General features: G+C 63.9%; 21 protein-coding genes and 2 pseudogenes. 12 read left to right on the top strand and 11 right to left on the bottom strand.

Annotation, left to right across the window (positions count from 1 at the left end; translation table 11 throughout):
* Together ACE3SL_RS08030 and ACE3SL_RS08025 are read right to left on the bottom strand one after the other, a co-directional pair.
* Window positions 1-139, bottom strand: a pseudogene (locus tag ACE3SL_RS08030) (ATP-binding protein); the annotation flags it as partial.
* 666 nt (window positions 140-805) lie between these two features.
* The gene (locus ACE3SL_RS08025) at window positions 806-2,728 is read right to left on the bottom strand and encodes a hypothetical protein (RefSeq protein ID WP_374525229.1); all 1,923 of its coding nucleotides are present in this window, start codon (window positions 2,726-2,728) and stop codon (window positions 806-808) included.
* Between the two features lie 488 nt (window positions 2,729-3,216).
* Here ACE3SL_RS08025 and ACE3SL_RS08020 point away from each other — a divergent pair.
* Window positions 3,217-3,336 (top strand): annotated as a pseudogene (locus ACE3SL_RS08020) (hypothetical protein); the annotation flags it as partial.
* A 56-nt stretch (window positions 3,337-3,392) separates the two neighbouring features.
* On the opposite strand, the gene ACE3SL_RS08015 reads toward ACE3SL_RS08020, so the two are convergent.
* Both ACE3SL_RS08015 and ACE3SL_RS08010 read right to left on the bottom strand, forming a co-directional pair.
* Complete coding sequence (locus ACE3SL_RS08015; protein WP_374525230.1) at window positions 3,393-3,740, bottom strand: hypothetical protein; 348 nt, start codon at window positions 3,738-3,740, stop codon at window positions 3,393-3,395.
* 116 nt (window positions 3,741-3,856) lie between these two features.
* A complete protein-coding gene (locus ACE3SL_RS08010) occupies window positions 3,857-4,438 on the bottom strand; it encodes a CerR family C-terminal domain-containing protein (RefSeq protein WP_374525228.1) in 582 nt (193 codons plus the stop codon).
* Between the two features lie 168 nt (window positions 4,439-4,606).
* On the opposite strand from ACE3SL_RS08010, the gene ACE3SL_RS08005 reads away from it, so the two are divergent.
* Window positions 4,607-5,953 (top strand): oxygenase MpaB family protein, encoded by a 1,347-nt coding sequence (locus ACE3SL_RS08005; protein WP_374525227.1) that lies wholly within the window; start codon window positions 4,607-4,609, stop codon window positions 5,951-5,953.
* A 14-nt stretch (window positions 5,954-5,967) separates the two neighbouring features.
* On the opposite strand, the gene ACE3SL_RS08000 is transcribed toward ACE3SL_RS08005, so the two are convergent.
* The 3 genes from ACE3SL_RS08000 to ACE3SL_RS07990 all read right to left on the bottom strand — a co-directional run bounded on the left by ACE3SL_RS08000 (window position 5,968) and on the right by ACE3SL_RS07990 (window position 11,114).
* Complete coding sequence (locus ACE3SL_RS08000; protein ID WP_374525226.1) at window positions 5,968-6,879, bottom strand: EamA family transporter; 912 nt, start codon at window positions 6,877-6,879, stop codon at window positions 5,968-5,970.
* A gap of 91 nt (window positions 6,880-6,970) precedes the next feature.
* Complete coding sequence (locus tag ACE3SL_RS07995; protein WP_374525225.1) at window positions 6,971-8,683, bottom strand: sulfatase-like hydrolase/transferase; 1,713 nt, start codon at window positions 8,681-8,683, stop codon at window positions 6,971-6,973.
* A gap of 76 nt (window positions 8,684-8,759) precedes the next feature.
* Window positions 8,760-11,114, bottom strand: a complete 2,355-nt coding sequence (locus tag ACE3SL_RS07990) for a TonB-dependent receptor (RefSeq protein WP_374525224.1) — start codon at window positions 11,112-11,114, stop codon at window positions 8,760-8,762.
* 405 nt (window positions 11,115-11,519) lie between these two features.
* Between ACE3SL_RS07990 and leuC the strand changes: the two genes are divergently transcribed.
* Entirely contained in the window at window positions 11,520-12,938 is a 1,419-nt protein-coding gene (gene leuC / locus ACE3SL_RS07985) for a 3-isopropylmalate dehydratase large subunit (protein WP_374525223.1), read from the top strand.
* 9 nt (window positions 12,939-12,947) lie between these two features.
* On the opposite strand, the gene leuD is transcribed toward leuC, so the two are convergent.
* Window positions 12,948-13,532 carry a 3-isopropylmalate dehydratase small subunit gene (leuD, locus tag ACE3SL_RS07980; RefSeq protein WP_374525222.1) on the bottom strand — a complete coding sequence of 195 codons (585 nt, stop codon included), beginning with the start codon at window positions 13,530-13,532 and terminating at the stop codon, window positions 12,948-12,950.
* A 128-nt stretch (window positions 13,533-13,660) separates the two neighbouring features.
* Between leuD and ACE3SL_RS07975 the strand changes: the two genes are divergently transcribed.
* A complete protein-coding gene (locus tag ACE3SL_RS07975; protein WP_374525221.1) occupies window positions 13,661-14,167 on the top strand; it encodes a MarR family winged helix-turn-helix transcriptional regulator in 507 nt (168 codons plus the stop codon).
* A 232-nt stretch (window positions 14,168-14,399) separates the two neighbouring features.
* Complete coding sequence (locus tag ACE3SL_RS07970; protein WP_374525220.1) at window positions 14,400-14,975, top strand: NADPH-dependent FMN reductase; 576 nt, start codon at window positions 14,400-14,402, stop codon at window positions 14,973-14,975.
* On the opposite strand, the gene ACE3SL_RS07965 is transcribed toward ACE3SL_RS07970, so the two are convergent.
* Window positions 14,972-15,406, bottom strand: a complete 435-nt coding sequence (locus ACE3SL_RS07965; protein WP_374525219.1) for a MarR family winged helix-turn-helix transcriptional regulator — start codon at window positions 15,404-15,406, stop codon at window positions 14,972-14,974. The genes ACE3SL_RS07970 and ACE3SL_RS07965 overlap by 4 nt on opposite strands.
* Window positions 15,407-15,555: 149 nt before the next feature.
* Here ACE3SL_RS07965 and ACE3SL_RS07960 point away from each other — a divergent pair, with 149 nt between their 5' ends.
* From ACE3SL_RS07960 to ACE3SL_RS07935, 6 genes are all read left to right on the top strand, one after another.
* Window positions 15,556-17,190 (top strand): long-chain-fatty-acid--CoA ligase, encoded by a 1,635-nt coding sequence (locus ACE3SL_RS07960; protein ID WP_374525218.1) that lies wholly within the window; start codon window positions 15,556-15,558, stop codon window positions 17,188-17,190.
* 123 nt (window positions 17,191-17,313) lie between these two features.
* Window positions 17,314-18,441, top strand: a complete 1,128-nt coding sequence (locus tag ACE3SL_RS07955) for an alpha/beta hydrolase (RefSeq protein ID WP_374525217.1) — start codon at window positions 17,314-17,316, stop codon at window positions 18,439-18,441.
* A 1-nt stretch (window position 18,442) separates the two neighbouring features.
* Window positions 18,443-19,420 carry a phosphotransferase family protein gene (locus ACE3SL_RS07950; RefSeq protein WP_374525216.1) on the top strand — a complete coding sequence of 326 codons (978 nt, stop codon included), beginning with the start codon at window positions 18,443-18,445 and terminating at the stop codon, window positions 19,418-19,420.
* Complete coding sequence (gene eno, locus ACE3SL_RS07945) at window positions 19,417-20,715, top strand: phosphopyruvate hydratase (RefSeq protein ID WP_374525215.1); 1,299 nt, start codon at window positions 19,417-19,419, stop codon at window positions 20,713-20,715. The genes ACE3SL_RS07950 and eno overlap by 4 nt, the downstream gene beginning before the upstream one ends.
* Window positions 20,712-21,632 carry an NAD(P)-dependent oxidoreductase gene (locus tag ACE3SL_RS07940; protein ID WP_374525214.1) on the top strand — a complete coding sequence of 307 codons (921 nt, stop codon included), beginning with the start codon at window positions 20,712-20,714 and terminating at the stop codon, window positions 21,630-21,632. The genes eno and ACE3SL_RS07940 overlap by 4 nt, the downstream gene beginning before the upstream one ends.
* Window positions 21,632-22,324: an alpha/beta fold hydrolase gene (locus ACE3SL_RS07935; RefSeq protein ID WP_374525213.1), complete on the top strand. Its 693-nt coding sequence runs from the start codon at window positions 21,632-21,634 to the stop codon at window positions 22,322-22,324. The genes ACE3SL_RS07940 and ACE3SL_RS07935 overlap by 1 nt, the downstream gene beginning before the upstream one ends.
* Window positions 22,325-22,483: 159 nt before the next feature.
* Here the strand turns inward: ACE3SL_RS07935 and ACE3SL_RS07930 are convergent, their stop codons facing one another.
* A complete protein-coding gene (locus ACE3SL_RS07930; RefSeq protein ID WP_374525212.1) occupies window positions 22,484-23,722 on the bottom strand; it encodes a TetR/AcrR family transcriptional regulator in 1,239 nt (412 codons plus the stop codon).
* Window positions 23,723-23,770: 48 nt separating this feature from the next.
* The gene (locus ACE3SL_RS07925) at window positions 23,771-25,114 is read right to left on the bottom strand and encodes a serine hydrolase domain-containing protein (RefSeq protein WP_374525211.1); all 1,344 of its coding nucleotides are present in this window, start codon (window positions 25,112-25,114) and stop codon (window positions 23,771-23,773) included.
* Between the two features lie 242 nt (window positions 25,115-25,356).
* On the opposite strand from ACE3SL_RS07925, the gene ACE3SL_RS07920 reads away from it, so the two are divergent.
* Window positions 25,357-25,890 carry a TonB-dependent receptor plug domain-containing protein gene (locus ACE3SL_RS07920; protein WP_374525210.1) on the top strand — a complete coding sequence of 178 codons (534 nt, stop codon included), beginning with the start codon at window positions 25,357-25,359 and terminating at the stop codon, window positions 25,888-25,890.
* Window positions 25,891-26,008 lie beyond the last annotated feature (118 nt).

Here is a 26,008-nt window from a genome sequence, read left to right as displayed (position 1 = left end):
GGAACAGCAACTGTCCTCCCGAGCGTGCGAACGGCAGATATCCAAGCTCGTCGAGCACCACCAGGTCGAGCCGCGACAGCTGCGCCGCCAGGGTCCCGCCCTTGCCGATCCGGGTCTCCTCTTCGAGGCGTGTCACCAGCCACAGAGGCGATGCGACCCAAGGGATGGTCGAAAGACCATCTTGCACAGACTTGAAGTCCGCCGGTTTGCCGGCGGGCTTCTTTTTGCCGGAATGATCGCCTGGGAGTCAGATCAGCGCCTAGCCGCGGATAGGAAATCATCCGAAAGGCGTCCCGCCTACCGCGATCTACTTCGCTGCGCTCCACCGGGCCGCCGCTGCGCGCCGTCTCGTCGGCTGACGCCGCTACGATCGACTGACGCGAAAGACCGGAGCTATCCGTGTCGGTCAGGGAGCTTCGCGGCTCCCCGCCGACCTCGCGCTGTCGATGCTCCCGAGCCTGCCCTGTCCCGCGTTGGAACGGCTGGCGCAATCGATCATCGACCGTCTGGACGATATGGACGGCGGTCCCAACCTTGAACCCAATGGCGACGAACAGGACCACGGCAACGCGGAGGATGATTGGCGCGCTCCCTGCCTTCCATCTTACGACGGCGAGGACCAAGGCGTCCATCCTGCCCGCTCCCAAGGGGATCGAGCCCACCCGCTGGAGGGTTAGCTAACTGACGCCAAAGACCACTGTCGGGCGGCGAGTTTCGGCTCGCCGCCCTTTTTGTTTGGATCATTTAAGGTCAGAAATTCTTGCCTTAACGCCTCGTCCTTCGCAGACGGCGCGCCACGTTGTCATCACACGTCTCCCGTCACAGAGATGTACTTGCCCGCTCCAACGGCCTTGATCTTCACATTCGCACCCCCATTGACCTTCCAGACACGGATCGCGCCCGAACCGGGTTCGGCGCCCGATGAGTCCGTCACCACGCTGGCGATCGCGGTTATCGTCGTGATCGTATTGTTCGCGCCCGTAACCTGATAGACGCCGCGTTCACCCGTCTCCGGCAGCAAGATCGTGAAAATCCCGGTCGAAGGGACATAGCCGAACAGCGGGAGCACGATGTCCGTGCCGTTTTCCAGATAGGTTGCGCCAAGCGGAACGCGGCCCGAAAGCGAACTGTCGTACATAAATTCGCCCGTCAGCGGGGCGATGCCGGGGACACCGTGGCGAACCCCGCGATTGACTGCAATCCCGATGTTGCCACCACCTTCGCGGATGCGCCCATATTTGTTTTCCAGCGGCGTCCCCGTGATATCGGCGATCAGCGGCACCTCCGCGCCCGTGTTCTGCACGGACGTAAAGACGCCGGTCAGGTAGTTCATCGGCGCGTTGCATTGTAAAGCGGCAGCGTCGATCGTGCCGCGAAATCTGGAAATGGTGAGGTCGAACGGGTCGGAATTGCCATTCGGGCCTATGCGCGCCAGATATTTGACTGGGTTCGCCCCCCGCAGTTCGACCGACCCGATAATCGCGCTCTTGGAGGACGTCGAGCCCGCACCGTTGAAGAAATCAACCAGATATTCCAGCATTTCCGGCCCCGCTGTTTTGTCACGAACCGCCAAGTGACCAACGTGCATCACGCCATAGCTAGAGCGCGCTAGGCTGGTGAAGAAGCTGATGGGGATCGGGGCATTGCCCTTCAGCGCGTCGCCCGAATATTCGATATCCACATTCGAGGCAGAGCCTTCACCATATTGGAAATTGACCTCGACTGATCGCGCTCCGGTGATACCTTGCACTGATCGTTCGACCCTTACTTGCTCCACCCTGGTCGCGCGGTAGGACTGGTTCTTGTATGTGCGGCCCATGCACTCTTTGCCGATGATCGTCCCGACGCGGCACGAGGCACCATTCTCGTCATTCTGGTAAAGGGCGATCCCGTCGCAATCGACGCGGTTTGCCGACCCCACGGCATCATCGCAAAGAATGTTGCTCGCCTCCGCCAGCGTAATGTCGATGACGCGCGGAGCATATCCTGAAACCCGTCCGAAATGAATCCCCATCGTCCCGAAGCTTCCCGGAGAACCGGTTCCCGCCGCGCGGCCGATATCGCGTGCGGCAAGGCGCTCGGCCCTGACGATATCGAAATTGCCGAGCGCGAGGATACCATAGGCCCCGGTGTTGAATCCGTTACCGGCGACCATCCGGCAGTTGATGCATTCGACATCCCCAAAGATCGCATCGACGCGCGTAGCATGATCGTTGATCAGGTAGATTCCGACATTTGCCTTGTTGTTGCTGTCGACCCTCAACTTGCCGGATATGGATACATCTCCGCCCGCTGCATCGATCTTCAGAAGCTGGGCAATATGTGTCGAGCCGGTGTAGCGAATCGTGACCGGGCCAAGGCAGCGGACGCGAACCGCCCCACAGATCAGGCCGATATCAGTCAGGTAGGTGCCACCAGGCATGACCAGTTCGTCACCAGTTGCTGCCGCGCGGGTCATCGCATCCTGCAATGCGGGGCCGTCATTGGCTATGCCGTTGCCGATTGCGCCCCTCTGTTGCGCGGTGAAGCGGCCCGCCATGAAATCGGCCGCTGTGCCGCCACCGACCACACCTACCCTCTCCCCGCCAGAGGATGAAGCTAGCACGTCCTGCGACACGCCGAGGGCGTCGATGGCTTGCTTGACCCGCAGTGGAGTCATAGCCTTCTCGTCAATCATACCCGCTTCGGCTTCGGCTTGGGAAGCGGTTGGGACAGTAGCATTGATCATGAGCGTTCCTTTCTCAACTCTTCTCGAAATCGCCGAGAAGAACAAAAAGGGAACATGCGATTTCCTACAATGCATCCTATATCGTATGGCTGACATCCTATTTCGTGACGGCGATCTCGGAAGTCATCCCTCGTGGCTTGGCTTGCCGCTACTACCCCTTCTCGCCACTCCCATACGGCGGGGTCAGGTGCGGTCGCCGCGATCGCGCGCGCCAAAGCTGCTTTCCGCTCGTGCAGTGGGATATCGCACCGACCCCCTCCGGCCCGAAGGTCATCGCGCTTTCGCGCGCTGGCGATGGCCTCCGGCCGTGCGGTGGGAGCGTCGCTCTCCTGTGAGACCCGCCCGGCAGGGTGCAACCCCTGGCGGGGTTCTCCACTGTGTTCCAACCCTTCGGGTGCGCCCTGCCTTGGTGGCGGGCCTCTCCGGTCGCTCTCGCCGCTCCCCCCGCTCAGCCGGGGCTGCGGTGGTTTTGAGCAAGGAGAGCAGTCATGGAATTTCAGCATATCGAACTGTCGCGGCTTGTCGTGTCGCCCGTCAACATGCGCGGTGCCGTCAAGAAGCCAGACATCACGAACATCCTGCCGTCGGTGCGGGCGCGCGGTATCCTCGTGCCGTTGATCGTCAGGCCCGGAGTGGTAGACGGCGACTATGAGGTCGTCGCCGGTCATTCGACGGACGCCACCGGGACGCCGGCGGTTGCGGCGAGAATGGCCGGACCGGCCTGCATCTGCTCGACCGATCCCATGACCATTCCGCCGCCATGGATATGCAGGATGGCGCCGCTACCCGGCCGGCTCGAAGCGGGGCGATAGAGGAAGACGGGAATATCCGGGCCGCCATGGATCGATGGCACCGAAAGCCGTTGGGGAGCGATCACCGGCGGTGGCAGGATGGCGTATGCCTTGGCCGCGCTCGCCCGAATTTCAGCGATTGGGGCTGCATCGAGATCGACACGCGGGAATAGGTCGAGCAGCGGCAGTATCTGCGGATCGACGAGGTGACGGCTGTTCATGGATGCGCCTTTGCGAATTTCCGGGTGGGCCGTTCAACCGACGGGTCGTGAGGACGGGAGGAGTCGCCGTCGCTCTGTCGCTATCCGCCGATGTAGCAGAAACGTCGAGCCCGCCACTATAGCGCATCGATCTGGGCATCGAGTGCGGCGATGACCTGTTCGACATGATCGGCGCCGCCCGTCGCTCGCGCAATGATGCGCTGGCCCGATCTGAAGCCGGTGAGGCTGGCGATCATCATTACCGCACGAACCTGGCTGTCGGCGCGGGAGAGGCTCCCGGCGGCGGCACGTTCGATCAATGCGGCGGCCAGCTCGATTCCCGGTCGCCAGAGTTCCGAATAGAGAATCTCGAAGGCGGGGCCGGGACTTGCCATTTCGCGTTGCACAAACAGTGCCCGATCCTCGGCACCTTCTTCCGACAAGAGGAAGTGGGCGAGCGCGGCGAAAAGCCGCTTGAGCCATAGCGTCGCATCATTGCCGTCCGGCTTGGACAGGGAGGCCGCAGCGACCTCGGCAACCGCTCCGACCCCTTGCCGGAACGAAGCGGCAATCTCATGCGCGCAGGCGAGGTAGAGCCCTTCCTTGTTGCCGAAATAATATGTGAGTCCCGGCAGGTTGGTCCCGGCCGTTTCCGCGATCTGCCGGGTGGTCGCCGCGGAGAAACCTCTGCTGCCGAACACCGCGAGAGCGGTATCCAATATGCGCTTCCGCATTTCCTCGCCTTTCCGATAGCCGGCATCGGTCGATCGCTGGGCGACAGGTTTCCGGGCTTTTGGCGAGCTGGAGGGGGGCATAGGCAAACCTGCTTGAATTTATATCGGTTGATATATATTGTGATCGGCGACGATTGGAAAGGATGAATCCCGATGAGCGAGCTTGTGGCCAAAAGTCTCTGGGCAAAAGTGGAATCGCAGAAGACGGCTATTCCCGCCATGTACGGCGCCTTCGATTTCGCGGTCGTGCCCGAACGCTTTGCCGATCAGCCGGGCGACGTGACGCAGCTCGGCGAAGGCACGGCGAAGCAGCGCGAGGCGATCTTGTCCAATCGCGAGCGCGTCGATTTGATCCGCGCCTATTCGATGATGGGCGATCTGGTCGCCGACGCCTATGCCGCGCTGATGCGCCAATATGGCTTTCGCGCGCTTGTCGAGATGCTCGTCCAGGCGTGTGATCACGGGATCGAGAGCGTCGCCGAAGCGCCGCCCGAACTTGCCGCCTTCATCGCCGACATGGAGCGGAGGCCCGACTGGGTCGATATGGAACTGGTCGAGGAGGGCGCGCGTCTCGACCGCAACTCCGCCGCCAATTTCGGACCCTTCATCATTCGGGGCGCCTTCATCGCGACCTTCATGAACAAATATTCGGCGCTGCCGATGGCGATCACCAACACGCTGTCGAGCGAGACTGCCGGGCGCCGGGTCAAGGAGACGGCGACCTTCTTTTCGACATCGGTGCTTCCCGGCGCGCTCGAGCGGTTCGGGCCGGGCTTCAAGGCGGCGGCGATGGTGCGGCTGATGCATTCGATGGTGCGCGCCAACGTGCTGCGCCGCCCCGAGGACTGGGACCAGCGCGTCTATGGTTTCCCGATCCCGCAGGTCGACCAGATGCCGGCGGGGCTGATCCCGATTTTCCTGCTGTCGTACAAGATGCTCGCGCAGGGGCGCACCGAATTCACGCGCGAGGAGCGCGCGCGGGTTGAACTCGCGCGCTATCGCTGCTTCCTGCTCGGCCTGCCCGAGGAATTGCTCGCCGATACGCCGCAGGGCATCGTCGAGCTGATGTCGACGCGCGCGGCGACGCTGCGGCAGGATTATGACGACAGCACGTGCGGCGAACTGCTCCGCGCGACGATGGCCGCCGACCTGCGCGCGAACGATGGCGCAGGCGAAACCGTCCACGCTTTCTTCGAACGGGCGATGGCGAAGCTGTTCTTCCTGCGAAACTTCATGGGCAACGACCGCGCCAAGGCAGCGTCGATCGGCGTCAAGGTCGGGACGCGCGATCTCGTAGTCGCCGGTGCCGCGGGGATTTTCGTCGCTTCGCGCATGGGGCTTTATGCGCTGGCGTCGCGGCTGCCGGGGCTGCGCGGCGTCGCCGACCGCCGGCTTGTCTCGAAGCTGGAGAAACAGCTCGCGAGTTACGGCAAGGCGCATTTTACGACCGATGCCGCCCAATATCGTCCGCAGCCCAGCCAAGGTGCCATGGCTGCCTAGCGCGGGAGGCAGGATCAGAAGGTTGCGAGCAGGGCAAGCATGACGCCGGTCGCGACCAACATCAGCCCGGCCACCTCGCTCCTCCGGACGGGTTCGCGCAGATAGAAGTGGGCGAAGCCGATGGTGAAGATCACCTCGACCTGTCCGACGATGCGCACCAGCGCGGCGGGGGCGGCGGCGAAGCCGGTATACCAGCAGGCCGAACCGAGCGCGGAGAGCAGGCCGACCTGGCTCGACGACCGCCATGTCCGGGCGACCGCGCGCAGCGTATCGCGGTCGCGCGCGACGATCCACGCGAGGTGGAGCACGCTCTGCATCGCCATGACGATGACGAGCGTGACGAGCGCCGAGGCGACGACGTCGAGGCCGGTTAGCCTGGCGGTCGCGAACTTGATCGCGATTGCGGCGCACGCGAACATCGATCCTGCCCCCAGCCCATACAGCGCTGCGGGTTGCCCGAGCGAGCCGAGGATCTGCCGCGCGCTGATCCCGCGCCCGACCAGCGCGAGGATTAACACGCCGGCGACGCCCGCGACGATGCCGGCCCATGCCAAGAGGGGGAGGCGCTCGTGGAAGAAGATGGCGGTGACCAGCGCGGCCTGGATCGCCTCGGTCTTGGAAAAGGCCGTGCCGACGACGAAGCCGCGATGCCCGAAGGCGAGGATGAGGAGGATGGTGCCGGCCATCTGCGTGACTGCGCCGGCTAGCGCCAGCCCCACGAAGGCGAGGCCGAAGGCGGGAACGGCCGCATGCTTTACCGAAAACCAGATCGCGGCGAACAGCAAGGCGAAGGGCAGGCCGTAGAGATAACGGACGAGCCCAGCGCCGCTCACGCTGAGCTCGGCGCGCAGCCGCTGCTGGAGCGCGGTACGCCACGCCTGGAAGAATCCCCCGAACAGCGAGGCGGGGAGCCAGATCGGGTTCATACCGCACATCTCCGGCGTCAAACGGCCATGGGTTTATCAGGGCATCCGGGTGGCGCCCCTCCGTCGCCTTTCGGCGGCGGGAGTGCGCGTGTCAAACCGGCTGGTTGTACATCTCGGTCGGTCCCGGATATTCGCGCCCGTCGTCGAGCCCCTTGCCGATCTCGCGATCGCACAGGGCATTCGTCATCGCGTTGAGGCGCAGCACCGTCTTGCGATGCTTGGGATCGTTGGCAAGATTGACGATCTCTTTCGGATCGGCGTGGGTGTCGTAAAGTTCGAGGTCGTTCATCGCGCTCAGCGACTTCCAGTCGGTCGGGCGATTGTAATGGGCCGGGGCAAAATAGCGCGCGAACTTGTAGCGGCCATCGTGGACGCCACGATGCAGGCGGCGCTTCGAGAGGTCGAACTGCTTGCTGTAGTCGGGCTCGCCCGATGGCAGCTTGGCGCCGCGGTCGGCCTTCACCGTCGTCGGCTCCCAATAATGGACGACGGCATAGTCGAAGAGATGGCCGATCTTGTCGCGCTGCGTCGGCAGCGTCGGCGAGGCGAGTAGCGCCGACACGTCGAGGCCGGGCAAGCCGGGGAAGCGCGTCGCGGCCTCGTCGCCCGACAGGCCGGCGAAGCTCATCAGCGTCGGGGCGAGATCGACCGCGCCCATCAGTCCCTTGGTCGTGCGCCCGCCCGGATAGTCGGGATGCGCGATGATCATCGGGACATTGGTTTCCTCGCGGTACATCGTTGCGCCCTTCTGGCGCATCCCGTGCGCGGCGGCGCGTTCGCCATGGTCGCTGGTGTAGATGATGATCGTATTGTCGATCTGGCCGCTGGCTTTCAGCGCCCAGAGGAGCTGGCCGAGCCGGCGATCGACATCACGCAGGCAGTTGTAATAATAGTTGATGAAGCGATGCCACGACGCCTCGTCGTCATGCGCCATCTTGCCATAGAAAGCGTCGTTCAGGCGGACGATCGCCCGGTGCGCCTCGGGCTTGGTCGACAGGTCGTCCTTGTGGAAGCTTTCCGGCAGGTCGAACTTATTGTCTTCCTCGTAAAGCGGATCGCCCGGCTCGCGGCGCAGCGGGCCGAGGATGTTGGGATCGGGGCGGCTTTCGGCCTGCTTGCCCGTCGCGTCATAGAACATGATGTCGTGCGGGTTGACGAGCCCGACGACCTGAAACCACGGCTTGCCGCCTGCCTTGTCGTTGCGGGCATAGTCGAAGATCTGGCGCGCGGCGTCGCCCGCGACGAACATGTCGGCGCGATAGCCGTCCCACGTCAGCCCGACTTCCTCGCCGTCGAAGCCGTAGTCGTGGAAACCGTATTTCTCCATCGCATTTTCGGTGGTCGGATAGATACCGCCGGGTATCCGCGTCCAGTTGCGTTCATAATTCAGGCGACTGAGGTGCCATTTGCCCTTGTAGCTCGTGTAATAGCCTGCGGCCTGCATCATATGGCCGAGCGTCGGCATGCTGGTCGCCGCGACGGGATAGGGCGCGTTGTCGCTGTTGAGAAACAGGCCCGTCTGCTGGGTGTGGTGCCCCTGAAAGATCGTCGAGCGCGACGGGGTGCAGGGGGTCGTGTGGACATGATAATTTTCGACGAGCATTCCGCGCTCGAGCAGTTCGCGGTGCGCGGGCAGCTTTTCGAGCAGGCCATCGGGATAGCTGGCGAGCCCCTGTTCCTGGTCGGTGACGATCATCAGCACGTTCAGCTTCTTGCCGTTCTTCGCATAGGCTGGCATCCCGAGCCCCGCGGCGGCAAGCGCGCCCATGCCGACGAATGTCCGGCGATCCAGATCCCAGGTCATCCAACTCTCTCCCGTCATGATCCTCGTATGAAAACAGAAATCCCGCGGCGCCTTCAGACGCCGCGGGACATAGCCGTCAGAATTTGACCGCGAAGTCGACCCCGAATTCGCGCGGCGGCTGATAGAATTGCGAGATCGGCGTTGCGCCCGCGTTGGTGGCGCCCGAAATCACCTTCTGGTTGGTCAGGTTCGAGCCATAGAGGGTGACCTTCCACTGCTCGTCCTCGCCGGCGACCGCGATGCTCGCGTTGAGCAGCACGACTTCATTACGATAATAGCCGGGGTTGTTGCTGCGGCCCCAGGTGTTGAAGCGCGACGAATAGCGTGCGTCGCTGTGCAGCTTCACTTCGCCGAACGACACCGGGATCGCATAGTCGGCCGACAGGCTCCCGCTCCACTTGGGCGCGTTCGCAAGGTCGAGTCCTGTCGAGTCGGTGGGCACCGAGAAGGTGCCGTTCGGCACGCCGTTGATCAGGATCGGCGTCGCGGGTCCGCACTGGCCGACCTCGGGCGCGCCGTTGGTGAAGACCCCGTTCGTGTCGGCGCAGAAGTCGGTATAACGAGCATGCAGATAGGCGATATTCGCGCCGAGCGTGAAGCCGTCCGCCGGGCGCAGCAGCGCCTCGGCCTCGAAGCCGTAGATTTTCGCCGCAGCGATGTTGGTGGTGATATTCTCGGCGCGGACGGCGCCCATCTTGGTCACCGATCCCTGCAGATTGCGGTAATTGTTGACGAAACCCGCGACGTTCAGACGCAGCAGCCGGTCGAACAGGTCGGTCTTGGCGCCGACCTCGAACGCATTGACGCGCTCGGGATCATAGGGGCCGACATTCTCGGCGATCGTGCCGCGCGAGTTGAAGCCGCCCGACTTGTAGCCTTGCGAATAATTGGCATAGACCATCGCCGCCGGCGAGAAGCGATATTCGACGGTCAGGCGCGGCGTGAACTCCGCCCACGAGGCCTTGAGGTCGGCCGCGAAGGACGACAGCTGCCGGCCGCTCAGCAGCGATTGCATCACCGCCTCGGTATAGGCGTCGCCGGTCAGATTGCCGACCGGCGTGGTGTTGGTGCGCACCTGCGTCGCGATGCTGTATTTCTTGCGGTCATGGCTGAAGCGGCCGCCGAGCGACAGCGTCAGCCCCTCGACCGGATGCGCGTTGACCAGCGCGAACATCGCATAGCTTTGCGTGTCCTGATGAAGCTGCGCGAGCGTCGTCGTCGTCGGGTTTGCGAACACCGTGTTGAACTGGCGCCACTTGTCGGCCTGGTAATAGAGGCCGACGACGAAATCGACCGGCTCGCCGGCGGGCGAGACATAACGCAGTTCGCCGCTCTTCGATTCGCCCGAGAAGTCGCGGATCACGTCGAGATTCGGTGCAGGCGTGATCAATCCGTCGAAATCGCCGCGCGTGACATAGGTCAGGTGGCGATAGCCGAGGACCGAGGTGATCGTGCCGTAACCGACGTCGAGGTTCGATGTCCACGATCCGCCATAGGTTTCGGTATTGGCATAGGGGTCGAACAGCACCGCCGACTTGCGGACGTCGGTCTTGACGACGTCGGGCAACAGATCCCAGTTCGGATCGCCATTGTCGAGGACGTGCGGCGCCGGGCCGGTCGTCTTCTGCTTCAACCAGTCGGCGACAATCGTCGAATTGAACGCGCCGCCCTGATCGTAATTGAGCGCGCCGCGCACCGACTTCACATTGGCGCCGTTGAGGCGGTTGCCGGTGATCACGTTGCGGGCATAGCCGTTATAGTCGCGGAAATTGACCGAGACCTTCGCCGCCAGCGCGTCGTCCGCAAAGCGGCCGGTGTTGATCTTGCCGCGGAACTGCTTCAGCCCGAACGAGCCGAGGGTGACGCGCGCTTCGCCGCCGAAATCGTCGGCCGGGCGCGCGGTGATGACGTTCAGCGTGCCGGCGAGGTTGTTCTTGCCGAACAGCACGCCCTGCGGGCCTTTCAGCACCTCGACGCGCTCGATATCGAACAGGTCGAGCATCGTGCTCGACACGAAGGGGATATAGACGCCGTCGATGATCGTGCTGACCTTGGGGTCGGCGTTGGGATCGGGGTCCGACGTGCTCATGCCGCGGATCGAGATCATCGGCACGTTGGCGACCAGACCCTGCGTCTGCAGCACGACGTTGGGAGCGAGGCCGTTGAGGCTGGTGATGTTGGTGCTGCCGCTTCCCTCGACCATCTCGGCGTTGAAGGCCGAAATGGCGATCGGGACATTCTGGATGCTTTCGGAGCGGCGCTGCGCGGTCACGAGGATTTCGCCATAGTCGTTGCCGGCGTCAGATGCGGCGGCGTCGGTGGTGGCGGTGCTTTCGTCCGCCGGCGCAGCAGTATCCTCCGTCTGGGCATGGGCCGGGGCAGCGGCAAGGGCGACGGTCGCCGCCGAAATGAACAGAAATGCGGTCTTCATCACTTCCTCCGTGGAAGGCCGGGCGTCGCTTGTGCCGCTACCGTCATCACGGCGAAGGTGCGGGGGCAGCATCCGGCCAGATCATTTCATTCGGAACGGCGAGTTGATGGTGAATGCCGGTTTTTCCGCAGGCGCCGGACGTCTCGTGCGTCCTCGACTCGGGCCTTTGGGGCGTTTCATCCTCCGTTCCCGCCCGGGCTTCTAGCAGGTGTCGAAAATACTTCAAGTACTAAGTATTACACTTTTGAGACATCCGAAAATGGCGGAAAACCTCTTGATGAACGATTGCCTGGGCTGTATAAATTAGAATTCTAAGTAAATTTCCGCCCGGGCCGGGGGCGGCCGAGGGAGTTTGCGCGCAATGCACCGGGGCGATCGAAAAGCTGCTGCACGGGTGACGGAGCGATGAGCGCGCGCGGCCCCCGCACCCTTTACGACAAGATATGGGACGCGCACGCCGTCGCGGAGGACGAGGGCGAGACATTGCTCTATATCGACCTGCACCTGCTCCACGAGGTCACCTCGCCGCAGGCCTTTGCCGGGCTCGCTGCCGCCGGTCGGCCGGTCCGCCAGCCCGGGCGGGTGCTGGCGCTTTCGGACCATAATGTTCCCACCGTCGGACAGGCGGCCGGGCCCGCCGGCGTCGAGGACGCCGAGGCACGGGCGCAGCTCGAGGCGCTCGTCGCGAACACGCGGCGGCACGGGATCGAGAATTTCCCGATGGGCGATCCGCGCGGCGGTATCGTGCATGTCGTGGGTCCCGAACAGGGGCGTTCGCAGCCGGGAATGACGATCGTCTGCGGCGACAGCCACACCTCGACCCACGGCGCGTTCGGCGCGCTCGCCTTCGGGATCGGCACGTCGGAGGTCGAGCATGTGCTGGCGACGCAGACGATCCGCCAACGCAAGTCGCGCAACATGCGGGTCAGCGTCGAGGGTCGGCTGGCGCCGCATGTCCATGCCAAGGATCTGGCGCTACACCTGCTCGCCGCGATCGGCGTTGATGGCGCGACCGGCCATGTCATCGAATATGCCGGTTCGGCGATCCGCGCGCTGTCGATGGAGGGGCGGATGACGCTCTGCAATCTCAGCATCGAAATGGGCGCGCGCGCCGGACTGATCGCGCCCGACGAGACTACATTCGCCTATCTGAAAGGGCGGCCCGGTGCGCCCGTGGGCGAAGCATGGGACGCGGCGCTGGCGCGCTGGCGGACGCTCCACAGCGACGCGGGTGCGCGGTTCGACCACATGCGTTCGATCGACGCGGCCGAAATCGCGCCGATGGTGAGCTGGGGGACGAACCCGTCGCAGGTCGCTCCGATTGACGGTAGCATCCCCGACCCGGCAGCGATGGCGAGCGCCGAGGCTCGCGCCACGGCCAAGCGGGCGCTTGCCTATATGGACCTGGCCCCCGGCCAGCCGCTCGCCGGCATCCCGCTCGACCGGGTGTTCATCGGAAGCTGTACCAACAGCCGGATCGAGGATCTGCGCGTCGTCGCCGATATCGTGCGCGATCGCCGCGTCGCACCGCACGTTCGCGCGATGGTGGTGCCGGGGTCGGGGCTGGTCAAGCGGCAGGCGGAGGCCGAGGGGATCGATGCGGTGCTGCGCGCGGCGGGCTTCGGCTGGCGCGAGCCCGGCTGCTCGATGTGCGTCGGCATGAATGCCGACCGGCTGCAACCCGGCGAGCGCTGCGCCGCGACGTCGAACCGCAATTTCGAGAATCGTCAGGGCCGCGGTGGCCGCACGCATCTGATGAGTCCGGCGCTCGCTGCCGCGAGTGCGATCGCAGGCTGCATCGCCGATCCGGCTAGCCTCCGCTAGATTTCGGGGCTAGATCCTCTCTTCGAACCGCGTGATCGCGCCTTCGTGGCGCATCGTGCGGTCGATGTCGTCGAGCCCGTCCATCAGCGTGTGGCGATCGTGCGGATCGACGATGAAAGGAATTTCGGCCCCCGACGCGAGAGTGATCCGCTGTTCGACCAGATCGATGGTCATTGGCGCATATTGCGCGAGCGCTGCGCCCGCGCGCAATTGTGCGCAGATCTCGTCCGGCAGGCGGATCAGCAGCAGGCCGTTCTTGCGGGCATTGTTCGAGAAGATGTCGCCGAAGCTTGGTGCGATGACGCAGCGGATCCCGAAATCGGCGAGCGCCCACACCGCATGTTCGCGCGATGAGCCGCAACCGAAATTGCGGTCGGCGATCAATATCCGGGCCTGTCGCGTCGGTCCGCGGTTCAGGATGAAATCCGCGCGTTCGCTTCCGTCGGGCGCATAGCGCAGTTCCTGGAACAGGTGCCGCCCGAGGCCGCCGCGCGTCAGCGCCTTCATGAAGTGCGCCGGGATGATCATGTCGGTATCGACATTGGTGAGCGGCAGCGGCGCTGCGACCGCGGTCAGCCGGGTAAATCGTTCCATGGGCTTCTTTCAGTAACTTAGTATTCTAAGTATATCGGACCGTGGCGCTTGTCGAGCGATATTGCCGCACCGAAGCTATTGCCGCGGGAATCATAGGCTTCTAAGATATTGGTCAAAGGGGAAATCCGGTGGTCAAGAAAAACCAGAGCTATCGAAATCCGGCGGAATATTACACCAATCCGGAAAACAGCATCGGCTATCTCGCCCGCATCGTCTTCCGGTCCTTTTCGCGGCTGCTCGAACGCGGGACGCTGAGCTACGACGTATCGGCGGGGCAATGGCGCTTTCTGCGACAGTTATGGCGCGAGGACGGCATCACCCAGCGCGAACTCAGCGAACGCGTCGGGATGCGCGAGCCGACCACGGTCGTCGCGCTCAAGGGGCTCGAAAAGGCGGGGTTCATCACGCGCAAGAAGACCGAAGATGATCGCCGCAAGACTTTCATCTATCTGACGCCGCACGCGAAGAAGCTCGAGCTCATCCTCGCGCCGATGAACGCCGAGGTACACGAGGTCGCGACGCGCGGCATGACCGACGAGGAGGTCGCGACGCTGCAGGCCTTGATGCGGCGCGTGATCGAGAATCTGTCGGACGAAACGGCGAAGCTGTCGACGCTGTCGGATATCAAGGCGTAAGTTTTCGAACGGGACTGGTCGAAGCCATGGATGGCGTACAGCTATATGGCAGGAAGTTGATTTATCTTCCATCCTCATCCCGGACTTGATCCGGGATGAGGATGGAAGGGAATGACAGTTCCGACCCCGACTGACAGGCATAACCACCAAATTTGTGACAACCTTCATAAAGTCCGTTGCGGTCCTTTCCGAAAATAGATTAGTATTCTAATCATTTTGTCGGGAGGGAAGATTGACCAAGATAGCCGTTATCGTCGGAAGCACGCGCGAAGGATCGTTCAATCGCGCGCTCGGAAATCTCGCGATCAAGGCGCTCGAAAGCCATGGAGCGACCGTCGCCGACGTCGATCTCGCGACGTTCGACCTGCCGCTCTATTCCGCGGCGATCGAGGCCAATGCCTTTCCCGCCGACGCCGAGCGGTTGAAGGCGCTGTTCGCGGCGCAGGACGGGCTGCTGTTCGTCTCGCCCGAATATAATGGCTCGCTGCCGCCGCTGCTCAAGAATGCGATCGACTGGGCGTCGCGCCCGACCGGCGGCGAATCGCTCGTCGCGCTCACGGCCTATCGCGGCAAGGCGACCGCGGTGATGTCGGCGTCGATCAGCCCCTTCGGCGGGCTGCGCGGCCTGATGCACCTGCGCCAGATTCTCTCGACGATCCAGACGCTCGTCATTCCCGAACAGGTGCTGGTGCCGAATGCCCATGCGGCGTTCGATGCCGACGGCAATCTCACCGAAGCGCTGCCGGCGACGCTCATCGACATGACGGCGGCGCGCTTGGTCGCGGTCGCCAGAGCGCTCGCGGCTTAGGCTTTCGATTCCATATTGTCGCCCCAGTCGGCTTCAAGGATTGTGAGCAGTTCGGTAAAACGCTCGTGCCCCAGCCGTTCGGCGAGTTGATCGGACATTGCGTCCATCGCGCGCTGCGCGTCCTGCCGCATCCGCGCGCCCGCCTCGGTCAGCGAGACGATCATGCGCCGCCGGTCGTCGGGATCGGGCTCGAGCGCGACGACGCCGAGCGCGACCATCTGGTTGATCGTGCTGTGGATCGCCTGGCGGGAAATGCCGAGGTTGCGTGCGATGTCGGACGGGCGCACGATGCCGCTGACGATATTGGTCATCACCATCGACTGCGGCCGGCTGACCTCGGGCCAGCCGCGGTCGCGAAGCCGCGCCTGCAGACCTTCGTCGAGCCAGCAGAAGCGCTGAAAAAGGGCGATGATAAGCTGGTTGGTCCGCATGTTATGCTGACGATATACCCCTGTCGTCGGCGGTGGCCGACGCCGTCACGCTAGTAGAGGGCAGGGGACGACGCAAGGCACAGCGGCGTTGCAAAATCAAAATGCTTAGTATACTATCTTTCTAGCCATATGAGGGAGAAGCAGGCCGCATGGACGGTTTGATGCAGAATGTGCCGCTGACGGTCGATCGGATCATCGACCATGCCGCGGCGTGGCATGGCGGCCGGGAAGTGGTTTCGCGCGATGCCGAGGGGCGCGTCACCCGCTCGACCTACGCCGACATCCACGCCGATGCGAAGCGCGTGTCGAACGCGCTCGCGGCCGAAGGAATCCGGCCCGGCGACCGCGTGGCGACGATGGGTTGGAACAGCGGCCGCCACCTTGCTGCCTGGTACGGCGCGGCGGGGATGGGCGTCGTCCTCCACACCCTCAATCCGCGGCTGTTCCTCGAACAGATCGCCTATATCGCGAACCACGCCGGCGACCGGCTGCTGATCGCCGATCCGGCGACCGCCGATCTCGTCGCGGAGTTGCTGCCGCACGTGCCGTCGATCGAGAAGGTGATCTTCTTCTGCGATCGTGCCTCGCTGCCCAAGACGGATTTCGAGGCGATCGCTTTCGACGACTGGATCGCGGGGCAACCCGCCGATTATCCATGGGGCGGCTTCGACGAGAATGCCGCGTGCGGCCTTTGCTACACGAGCGGCACGACGGGCAATCCCAAGGGCGTGCTCTATTCGCACCGTTCCAACTATATCCACGCGCTGATGACCTTGCAGCGCGACGCGCTCGCGCTGTCGGCGCGGGACGTCGTGCTCCTCGTCGTGCCGATGTATCACGCCAACGCATGGGGCGTGGTCTATTCGGCGCCCGCGGTCGGGGCGAAGCTCGTGCTGCCGGGCCAACGGATGGACGGCGAATCGATCTACAATCTGATCGAGCAGGAGGGCGTGACCTATTCGGCGGCCGTGCCGACCGTGTGGCAGATGTTGCTGCAATATATGCAGGAAAATGGAAAGCGCTTCACGACCCTCCAGCGTGTGACGATCGGTGGTTCGGCGTGCCCCGAATCGATCATCCGGACCTTCCGTGACGATTATGGCGTCGATGTCATCCAGGGCTGGGGCATGACCGAAACCTCGCCGCTCGGCACGGTGTCGGTGCCGAATGCGTCGATCGCGGCAAAGTCCGACGACGAGCAGATGGCGTACAAGCTCAAGCAGGGCCGCCTGCTCTGTGGGCTGGAGATGAAGCTGGTCGATGATGCGGGCGATCGTCTGCCGCACGACGGCAGGACGCCCGGCCGGCTGATGATCAAGGGACCGACGATCGCGCGCGGCTATTTCGGCGGCGATGGCGGCGACGTGCTCGATGCCGAAGGTTTTTTCGACACCGGCGACGTCAGCACGATCGATTCGGAAGGCTATATGCAGATCACCGACCGCGCCAAGGATGTGGTGAAGTCGGGCGGCGAATGGATCAGCTCGATCGAGATCGAAAATATCGCCATGGGGCACGCTGCGGTCGCCAATGCGGCGGTGGTCGGGATCGCGCACCCCAAATGGGACGAACGGCCGATCCTGCTTTGCGAGCTCAAGCCGGGCGCTAGCGCCTCCGCGGATGACCTCAAGGCGTATCTCGACGGCAAGATCGCGCGCTGGTGGATGCCCGACGATGTGCTGTTCGTGGATAGCATCCCGCTCGGCCCAACCGGCAAGATCGACAAGAAGGCCATTCGCGCCGGGCTCGATGGCTACACGCTGCCTTTTGAAGTGAGCCGCTAATATGGTCCCCATTTTTGTCATCCCGGACTTGATCCGGAGGCCATTCAACCAGCGCCGAAAGAATGGACCCCGGATCAAGTCCGGGATGACGACGGCGAGATATAACCAGCAGGAGAGAAACTAATGGACCCGAACGGCAGCGAAGGACTGGACGCGCAATTTATCGGACTCGTGTCGCCGACGGCACCGCGCATCCAGGCGGGCGGGCATCCGTGCCAGGGCATCTACTGGACCGAGGCCGGCAAGCGTCCGAAGGTTGCGATCATTGCCACCCATTATAACGTCGATTTCTCCGAACATTATATCGCGCCCTATTTTGCGCGGCGGGGCTTCGGCTTCCTCGGCTGGAATACCCGCTATCGCGGCATGGAGGACCAGTTCCTGCTCGAACATGCGATCCTCGACATCGGTGTCGGCATGAAATGGCTGAAGGAAAAGGCCGGGGTCGAACAGATCGTCATCCTCGGCAATTCGGGCGGCGGCTCCTTGATGGGCGCCTATCAGGCCGAGGCGATTGCGCCGACGCTGACCGATCGCCTGTCGCCCGCCGGGCAGGATGCGCTCGCCCAGATCATCAAGGGCGATCTGTACATCAGCTTCAACGCGCATCAGGGGCGCCCCGAGGTGCTGACCGACTGGATGGATGCGTCGGTCATCGACGAGAATGATCCGACCCTGACCGATCCCGCACTCGACCCGTTCAACCCCGACAACGGCCCGCCTTATTCGGAAGACTTCATCGCCAGATATCGCGCCGGCCAACGCGCGCGCAACCAGCGGATTACCGACTGGGCGAAGGCCGAGCTCGAGCGTCTGAACGCCGCGGGCATTCCCGACCGCATCTTCCCGATGTTCCGCTGCTGGGGCGATATCCGCTGTGTCGATCCGTCGATCGATCCCTCGGACCGCAAGCCGAACTGGTGCTACCGCGGCGACCCCGCGATCGCGAACCGCACGCCGAGCATCGGCCGTGCGAATACGATCAAGACCTGGCTCAACATGTGGAGCCTCGAAACCTCGCCGTGCCAGGGCCAGCCGCATCTCGCCAAGCACGACACGCCTGCGCTCGTTGTGCAGGGCACCGCCGACACCGGCGTCTTCCCGAGTGATGCGCGCAAAATCTTCGACTTCCTCGGCAGCAAGGACAAACAGCTCGAACTGATCACGGGCGCCCATTATTTCGAGGATTCGATCGAGGAACGCCAGAATGCCGCCGACCTTGTCGGTGCCTGGATTCGGGAGAAGCTCTGACGTGACGGCCGACGCGGACATCATTGCGGGGTTGCGCGACGCCGGTCTGTCGGGCGAGGGCGATATCGTCCTCGAGCCGCTGACCGGCGGCGTGTCGTGCGACGTCTGGAAGGTCGAGACGCCGACCGGCCCGATCGTCGTCAAGCGCCCGCTCGAACAACTCCGCGTCGCCGCCGACTGGCACGCTCCGGTCGAGCGTGGGCAAAGCGAGGTGCGCTGGCTGCGTCGCGCGCGCGGCGTGGACCCGGCGATCGCGCCCGAGGTGCTCGCCGAACTTCCCGGTTACGGCTTCGCGATGCGCTTCCTGCCGGGTTGTCCGGTGTGGAAGGATGAGCTCACCGCTGGGCGCGTCGATGCGGATTTTGCGGCGGGGGTGGGGCGCGGCATCGCGGCGGTTCATGCGGCGACCGCGGACAGCGCCGCCGACCGCGACGCCTTTCCGACCGACGCGATGTTCCGCGCGCTGCGCGTCGATCCCTTCCTGCTCCATGTCGCGCAGAAGGATACCGAACTCGCACCCGTGCTCACGGCGCTCGCCGACGATCTTTCCGCGCGCAAGATCGCGCTCGTCCATGGCGACGTCAGCCCCAAGAATATCCTCGTCAGCACCGGCGGGCCGGTGTTTCTCGATGCCGAATGCGCGGTCTATGGCGATCCCGCCTTCGACCTGGCTTTCTGTACCACCCATTTGCTGCTCAAAGCCGTGTGGCTGGAGGATGCCCGGCTGGGCGAGGCCGCGAGTGCGATGGTCGCGGCCTATCGCGCCGGGATCGAGTGGGAAGACGCCGATGACCTGTTGCTGCGCGCCGGCAAGCTGACCGCCGCGCTGCTTATCGCGCGCGTCGAGGGCAAATCGCCCGCGCCCTATCTGACCGACCCCGGTCACAAACGCATCGTGCGTGATCAGGCGCGGGCGTTGATCCTCGCGCCAACACCGATCGACGCGCTCGTCGCCAACTGGAAAAGGAACCTAGCATGACGTCCCGTATCGCCTCCGTCACCGGCCGCCAGCTTTGGGATTCGCGCGGTCGGCCCACCGTCGAGGCCGAGGTCGTACTCGAATCGGGCGCGGTCGGCCGCGCCATTGCGCCCGCCGGCGCCTCGCGCGGTGCGCATGAGGCGATCGACCTGCGCGATGGCGGGACGGCGTTCGGCGGCTTCGGCGTCAACGGCGCGGTCGCCGGCATCGGCGCCGAGATCGCGGGCGCGATCTCGGGTATGGACGCGCGCGATCAGGCTGCGGTCGATCGGATCCTCTGCGACCTCGACGGCACCCTGAACAAGGCGCGGCTCGGCGCCAATGCCGTCGTCGCGGTGTCGATGGCGGTGCTCCACGCCGCGGCGGCCGATGCCCGCGAACCGCTGTGGCGCTATCTCGCGGGCGGTCGCAAGGTGCGCATTCCACTCCCCGAAATCCAGATATTCGGCGGCGGCGCGCACGCGGGGCGGCGCACCGATGTGCAGGATTTCATGGTCATGTGTCCGAACGCAGGCAGCTTCCGCCGCGCACTCGAGATCACCGACGACGTCTATCGCGCCGCGGGGAAGCTGATGGAAGCGAAGGGCCCGCTGTCGGGGGTTGCCGACGAGGGCGGCTGGTGGCCGAATTTCGCTTCGAACGAGGATGCACTGGGCACGCTGACCAAGGCGATCGAGGCGAGCGGCCACCGCGCGGGCGAGGATGTCTTCATCTCGCTCGATATCGCGGCGAACGAACTCGGCGACGCCTCGGGCTACAGCCTCGCTCTCGATGATGGCCGCCTGACCAGCGAGGAGATGGCGGCGCGGATCGTCGAATGGGCGAAGACCTATCCGATCCTGTCGATCGAGGACCCCGCCGGACAGGACGACTGGACAGCGATGGCGGCGGTGACAGCGGCGATCGGCGACAAGGTCCAGATCATCGGCGACGACGTGCTCGTCACCAATGCCGATCGGGTCGCACGCGCGGGCGAGGCGGCGGTGTGCAACGCGGCGCTGATCAAGGTCAACCAGGTCGGCACCGTCACCGAGGCGAAGGCGGCGCTCGACGCAGCGGTCGCGCGCGGCTGGGGCGCCATCGTCTCGGCGCGCTCGGGCGAAAGCGAGGATGTCACCATCGCGCATCTCGCAACCGGCTGGGACGCGGGACAGCTCAAGGTCGGCAGCTTCACCCGCTCCGAGCGCATGGCGAAATGGAACGAGATGCTGCGGATCGAGGAAGCGATGGGCGCCGACGCCGAGTTCGCGGGCTTCTCGGCTTTCGCCGGGTCGATCGGCCGGGTGGCGGCATGATCGTCCTCCACGCCCGTCCGAGCCCCGGTTTTCGCGAGGCGGTCGATACGATCTTCGGTCCCGGTATGGTCGTGCATGTCGATGAAGCCGCGCCGCTCGACAGCGTTGCGGGTGAGATCACGGCGCTGCTCCATGTGCTGACTCCGGTCACGCCCGAGTTCATCGCCTCGGCACCCCATTTGAAGCTGATCCAGAAGCTCGGCGTCGGGGTGAACACGATCGCGCTCGACGCTGCGCGTGAGCATCGGGTCGCGGTGTGCAACATGCCTGGCACCAACAGCCAGGCGGTCGCCGAGATGGCGCTGTCGCTGATGATGGCGGTACTGCGCCGTACCTGCTTCTTCGACATCCGGACGCGCGCCGGGGAGGGGTGGACCGCCGACCCGTCGGAGCTCGACAGCGTTGGCGAGATCGCCGGGCGCACGGTCGGGCTCGTCGGCTTCGGCCATTCGGCCGGTTTGCTCGCGCCGGTGCTGGCTGCGCTGGGGGCGAAGGTCGTTTATACTGCGCGCAGCCCGCGCGACGTGCCTTACGAATATTGGCCGCTCGACCAGTTGCTCGCGGAAAGCGACATCGTCTCGCTTCATATTCCGCTGACTGACGAGACGCGTGCGTCGATCGACCCGTTCGCGATGAGAAAAGGTGCGGTGCTCATCAACACTGCACGCGGCGAGCTGGTCGATCAGACGCGGCTGGTCGAGGCGCTGACGGCGGGCCATCTGCGCGGCGCGGGGCTCGATGTGTTCGCCGAGGAGCCGCTGCCGCGCGGCAACCCGCTGATCGGCCTGTCGAACGCCGTGCTCGCCCCGCATATCGCTTGGCTCACGCCCGAAACGCTCGTGCGCAGCCTGACGGTCGCGCACGAAAACTGTCGCCGGCTCAGCGCGGGCGAACCTCTTCTCCATCAGGTGGTCTGATGTCGCTTCCCATCGTCCTCATTACCGGCCAGCTTCTGACCGACGCCGTCTGGCAACCGCTGATCGACGCCTGGCCCGACCGCGAGGTGATCGTCGCCGACAATCGCAGCGACGACACGATCGAAGGTTTCGCGCAGCGGCTGCTCGATAACGCCCCTCCGAAATTCGTGCTGATCGGTCACGCCATGGGCGGCTTCGTCGCCTTCGAGGTGATGCGCCGCGCGCCCGAGCGGGTGGCGAAGCTCGCCCTGATCTCGACGCTCGCCTCGGCTGATGGTCCGGCGCAGACCGCGCGGCGGCAGGGCTATATCGATCTCGTGGAAAGCGGTCGCTTCGACCATGTTGTCGAGGAGCGCATCCCGATCCTCTTCCCCGAAGAAAAGCGCGGTGATGAACGTCTGCTCGGCATCGCGAGGCAGATGGCGGCCGACACCGGCGCCGACACCTTTCTCGCGCAGCAGCGGGCGATCATGGCGCGCATCGACAGCCGTCCGCGGCTCGTCGAGATTGCGGTGCCCACGCTGCTGATCTGGGGTGAGAAGGACGGCATTACCGGCCGCGCGCATCATGACGAGATTGCGGACGCGATTCCGGGAGCGCGGCTGGAGGTGATCGTCGGAGCGGGCCATCTGCCGACGATCGAGGCGCCGGAGGCGGTGGTGCCGTTGCTGACGGGCTTTATCGACGCCTAATGATCGTCATCCCCGCCTTCGCGGGCACATCATTATTATAACTCCCTGACACTCGCCGTTTGAACCTTTCGAAGGCGAATAACCGCTGATTTGCGCCCGTTCCGGCCCAGTGAGATATGACAGTCGCTCCCTCGAAAGCTGCCATTCTGTTCGCGTTGCCTATTTCGATTTTTGAAGGAGAGTCCGAAAGAAGGCTTCGATCGTGCCGGACTTGGTCAGGGTTTCGAAGACGAGATCGAAGCGGCTTCTGGCCGTCGCCAGCATGTCCAACGGTGCGCCGGTGGAGGTCGCCCTGATCAACCATCCGATAAAGAACGCTTCGCAGGCGAGCGCCACGTTGATGTTGGTTGGCGTCATTCGCGACAGTTGCTTCTGCCACGCCTGCGTCTGATCGAGGATCGCCTCCGCGACCATCGGCCGGAGCAAAGTGTCTCGGGCCGCCTCGCTCCAGATCGAATAGTGGGCGATCGTGGCAGCGCTATATTCCGTGGCCTCGCGGATCAGGATCGCGGTTGTCGTGTCGATAAGAGCCGATCTCGACGCAATTCGCGCGCCATGCAGCGCCAAGCCTTCGCGATAACGCAACTTCGACCATTCGAACAGGCGTGCCTCGGCCGCGTTCAAAAGGTTGGAGAGTCTTCCGAAATGATAGGAGGGCGCGGTCAGTGCCACGCCGCCGCGCTCCGCCACAGCTTGATAGGTCAGGGCGCCGGTCCCCCCCTCCAGCAGCAGGTCAACCGCCGTGTCGATCAGCTTTTCGCGCGTTTGTGCGCCGTTGCGACGTCCCTTCTGCTCGGGTGCAGGCCGCCGCGGCGCCGCGGCAAGATGCCAGGTCTCGATCGGGTCAGCTCCCTGAATGACGGAGAGGACCTGGCTGCGATCGAGGCCCAGCGACAAAGTCATGAATACGAGTCCGCAGGTGACGTCGAGAAGGCATTGAATGGCGGTGGCGTCCGAATTGAGGCCGCCAATTTCGGCCAGATCGATCCACGCATCGTCCATGTCGCTGAACCATGCCAACGCAAGGTCCTGTCCCTCGTCGGTGCGTGCCGATGCCAATATGATCTCGGCCCACGCATGGTCGAGGTCGCGATCTCTTTCGGCCGCATTGCTAATGAGCTCTATGATCAGGGCAATCGGATCAACGGACGCGGCATCGAAGCGCGCCGCCTCGACGGTTTGCTGGAACAGGCCGAGATAGGTGTAAAGAACGCGGCTTACGGCATCGCGGAAGATGTCTTCCTTGGTTTCATAATAATAGGTGGTCGACGACAGCGATATTCCCGCCGCTTGCGCGATCTTCCGATGGGTCGTCCGGTGCATCCCGACCGTCGCGATCACATTGATCGCCGAATCGATGATCCTTTCCTTGATCGGGATATTGATATCAGGAAGCATCGATCGCCTGTCCGTTTGAGCCTAAACCCATTCGTCGAAATCGCACCGTCATATTGCGCCAAGCCCTTTGTCTGGCTTTGGCTGTGTATGTTGCGGATGTCCAGTTCGGCGGTTTGGGGACGCCGTGTGCGCCGCCGATCTGCGAGAGGTGGTCAGATCGTAAACGGCTTTCTGGAAGAGGGGGAGCCCCGCGCGCGCGGGAGAGGGGCGCTGGCCGGCGCGCCGTGCGACGCTGCCGGGCAGCAGCGATATGTCATCCTGGATCATGTAGATGGCGATCAGGTCATATTCCGGATCGGTCTGCCACCAGGTGCCGAAAGCGCCGAACCAGCCATAGGCGCCCCTCGCGCCAATGCCGAGCGGTGGAGCCGCGGCCGGATCGAGAATGGTCATCAGCCCAAGCCCCTCGCCGTGTGACGCCCACCGATCGGTTCCCAGAAATGGCTGGCGATGCTGCTCCGGGGTCAGGCGGTCCTGCCGCATGGTGGTTATGCTGTCGGGGCGCAGAATGCGAACGCCGTCCAGTTCCCCTCCGCGATGCAGCATCAGCGCGAAGCGAAGATAGTCGGGAACGGTCGAGTAGAGACCCCCGCCGCCCGCCTGAAACCGGGGCAGCGAAAAGGCGGGGTTTGTAACGTCGGTCATCTCGCCATCGCTATGCGCATAGATACGGGCAAGCCGGTCGCTGTCGGCGGGGCGCACGAGAAATGCGGTATCCTTCATTCCGAGCGGCCCCGTGATCCGCCGGTGCAGAAGCTCGCTCAACCTACAACCGTCGATCCGTTCCAGCAGGAAACCCAGAAGCTCGAACGAGTGGCCATATTCCATTCGTTCGCCGGGTTGATGGCGAAGGGGAAGGCCCGCCAGCGCCGCGACCCAGCTGCCGGCGGAATGCCACGTGTCGGTGGGCGATCCGAGCGCGAGATGATAGGCTTCGGCGATCGGGCCGGTCGATGTGAAGGCATAGGTTATGCCCGATCTATGCGTCATCAGATCCTCGACCGTGATCGGACGCCGCGCCTCCACGCACTGATCGATCGGCCCTTCGGGGTCGCGCAATACTCGGGGCGACGCAAATTCGGGTAGCCATGTCGCTATTGGTGTTTCGAGCGTCAGCCGCCCTTCCTCGATCATCTGCAGGGCAGCGACCGCCGTGAGCGGCTTTGTCATCGAGGCGATCTGAAAGATCGAATCGACCCGCATGGGCGTTCGGGCGGCGAGGTCGCTGTAGCCCGCAGCCTCGACCGCTACCGCTTTTCCGCCCTGCCAAATCGCCGCGACCGCCCCGGCCATCGCCTGCTCACGCAATAATGGTCCGATGAGCCGCGATAGATCCAGAGGAGGCACAACCCCTTCGTCTGCCGCCCCTTGGTCCCCGAGTTCCTCAATCATCGATCCACCCCGCGTTGCCGAAAGCCCGGCCTCGTTGCCCGAACATGGTAGGAGAAGGGATGGAAAAATCCAGTACATTCTTTCAAAGAATATTGACAAAGCTTTCCGCCAGGGCATATCAAGGGGGAATAAGAGCATATGATAGCCGATTCATAGCGTATCCTTTGGCCGATCGCTGTGAAGCGCCCGGTACATATATAATATTAGGGAGATTTAGGATGACAGAGGATCGCGTCGCCTGGTTGCTGACGACCGCTGCAGGGGCCATGCTATGGAGCGGTTCGGCGCTCGCTCAGGATGCTCCAGCCGCCGCTGAAACCAGTGGAGTTGGCGAGATCATCGTCACCGCCCAGAAGCGTTCCGAGTCGGTGAACAAGGTCGGAATGTCGATCAACGCCGTGTCGTCGGACGCGCTGTTGCAACAAGGCGTCGGCTCGCCTGCGGACCTTGTCCGGATCGTTCCGGGTTTCCAGACGACCGAAGCGCCGCGCGGCACGCCAATCTATTCGATCCGCGGCATCGGCTTTGACGATTCCACCCTGGGGTCGAACTCGACGGTCGCGCTCTATGTCGATGAGGTTCCGCTGACTTTTGCGCCGGAAGCCCGGTTCGCAACGCTCGACCTTGAGCGGGTCGAAGTGCTCAAGGGGCCGCAGGGCATCCTGTTCGGCCAGAATTCCACCGGCGGCGCGATCAATTTCATCGCCGCCAAGCCGACCGATGAGCCGGCCGCCGGCTTCGACGCGACCTATGGGCTGAGGATCAGCGTGCAATAGGCACCCCCTTCGTGGGGTGATCGGCGTGCAAAAAGGACCCCTTCATCCCGGGGATATAGTCGGCCGACTGGTTTTGATCAGTTGGCGAGAACGGGATGTTGATTGTGGAGACAGTGGT

Origin of the sequence: Sphingopyxis sp. (assembly GCF_041916015.1) — a bacterium.
Classification (GTDB): Bacteria; Pseudomonadota; Alphaproteobacteria; order Sphingomonadales; family Sphingomonadaceae; genus Sphingopyxis.
This window is presented reverse-complemented; position numbering and strand designations above follow the sequence as displayed.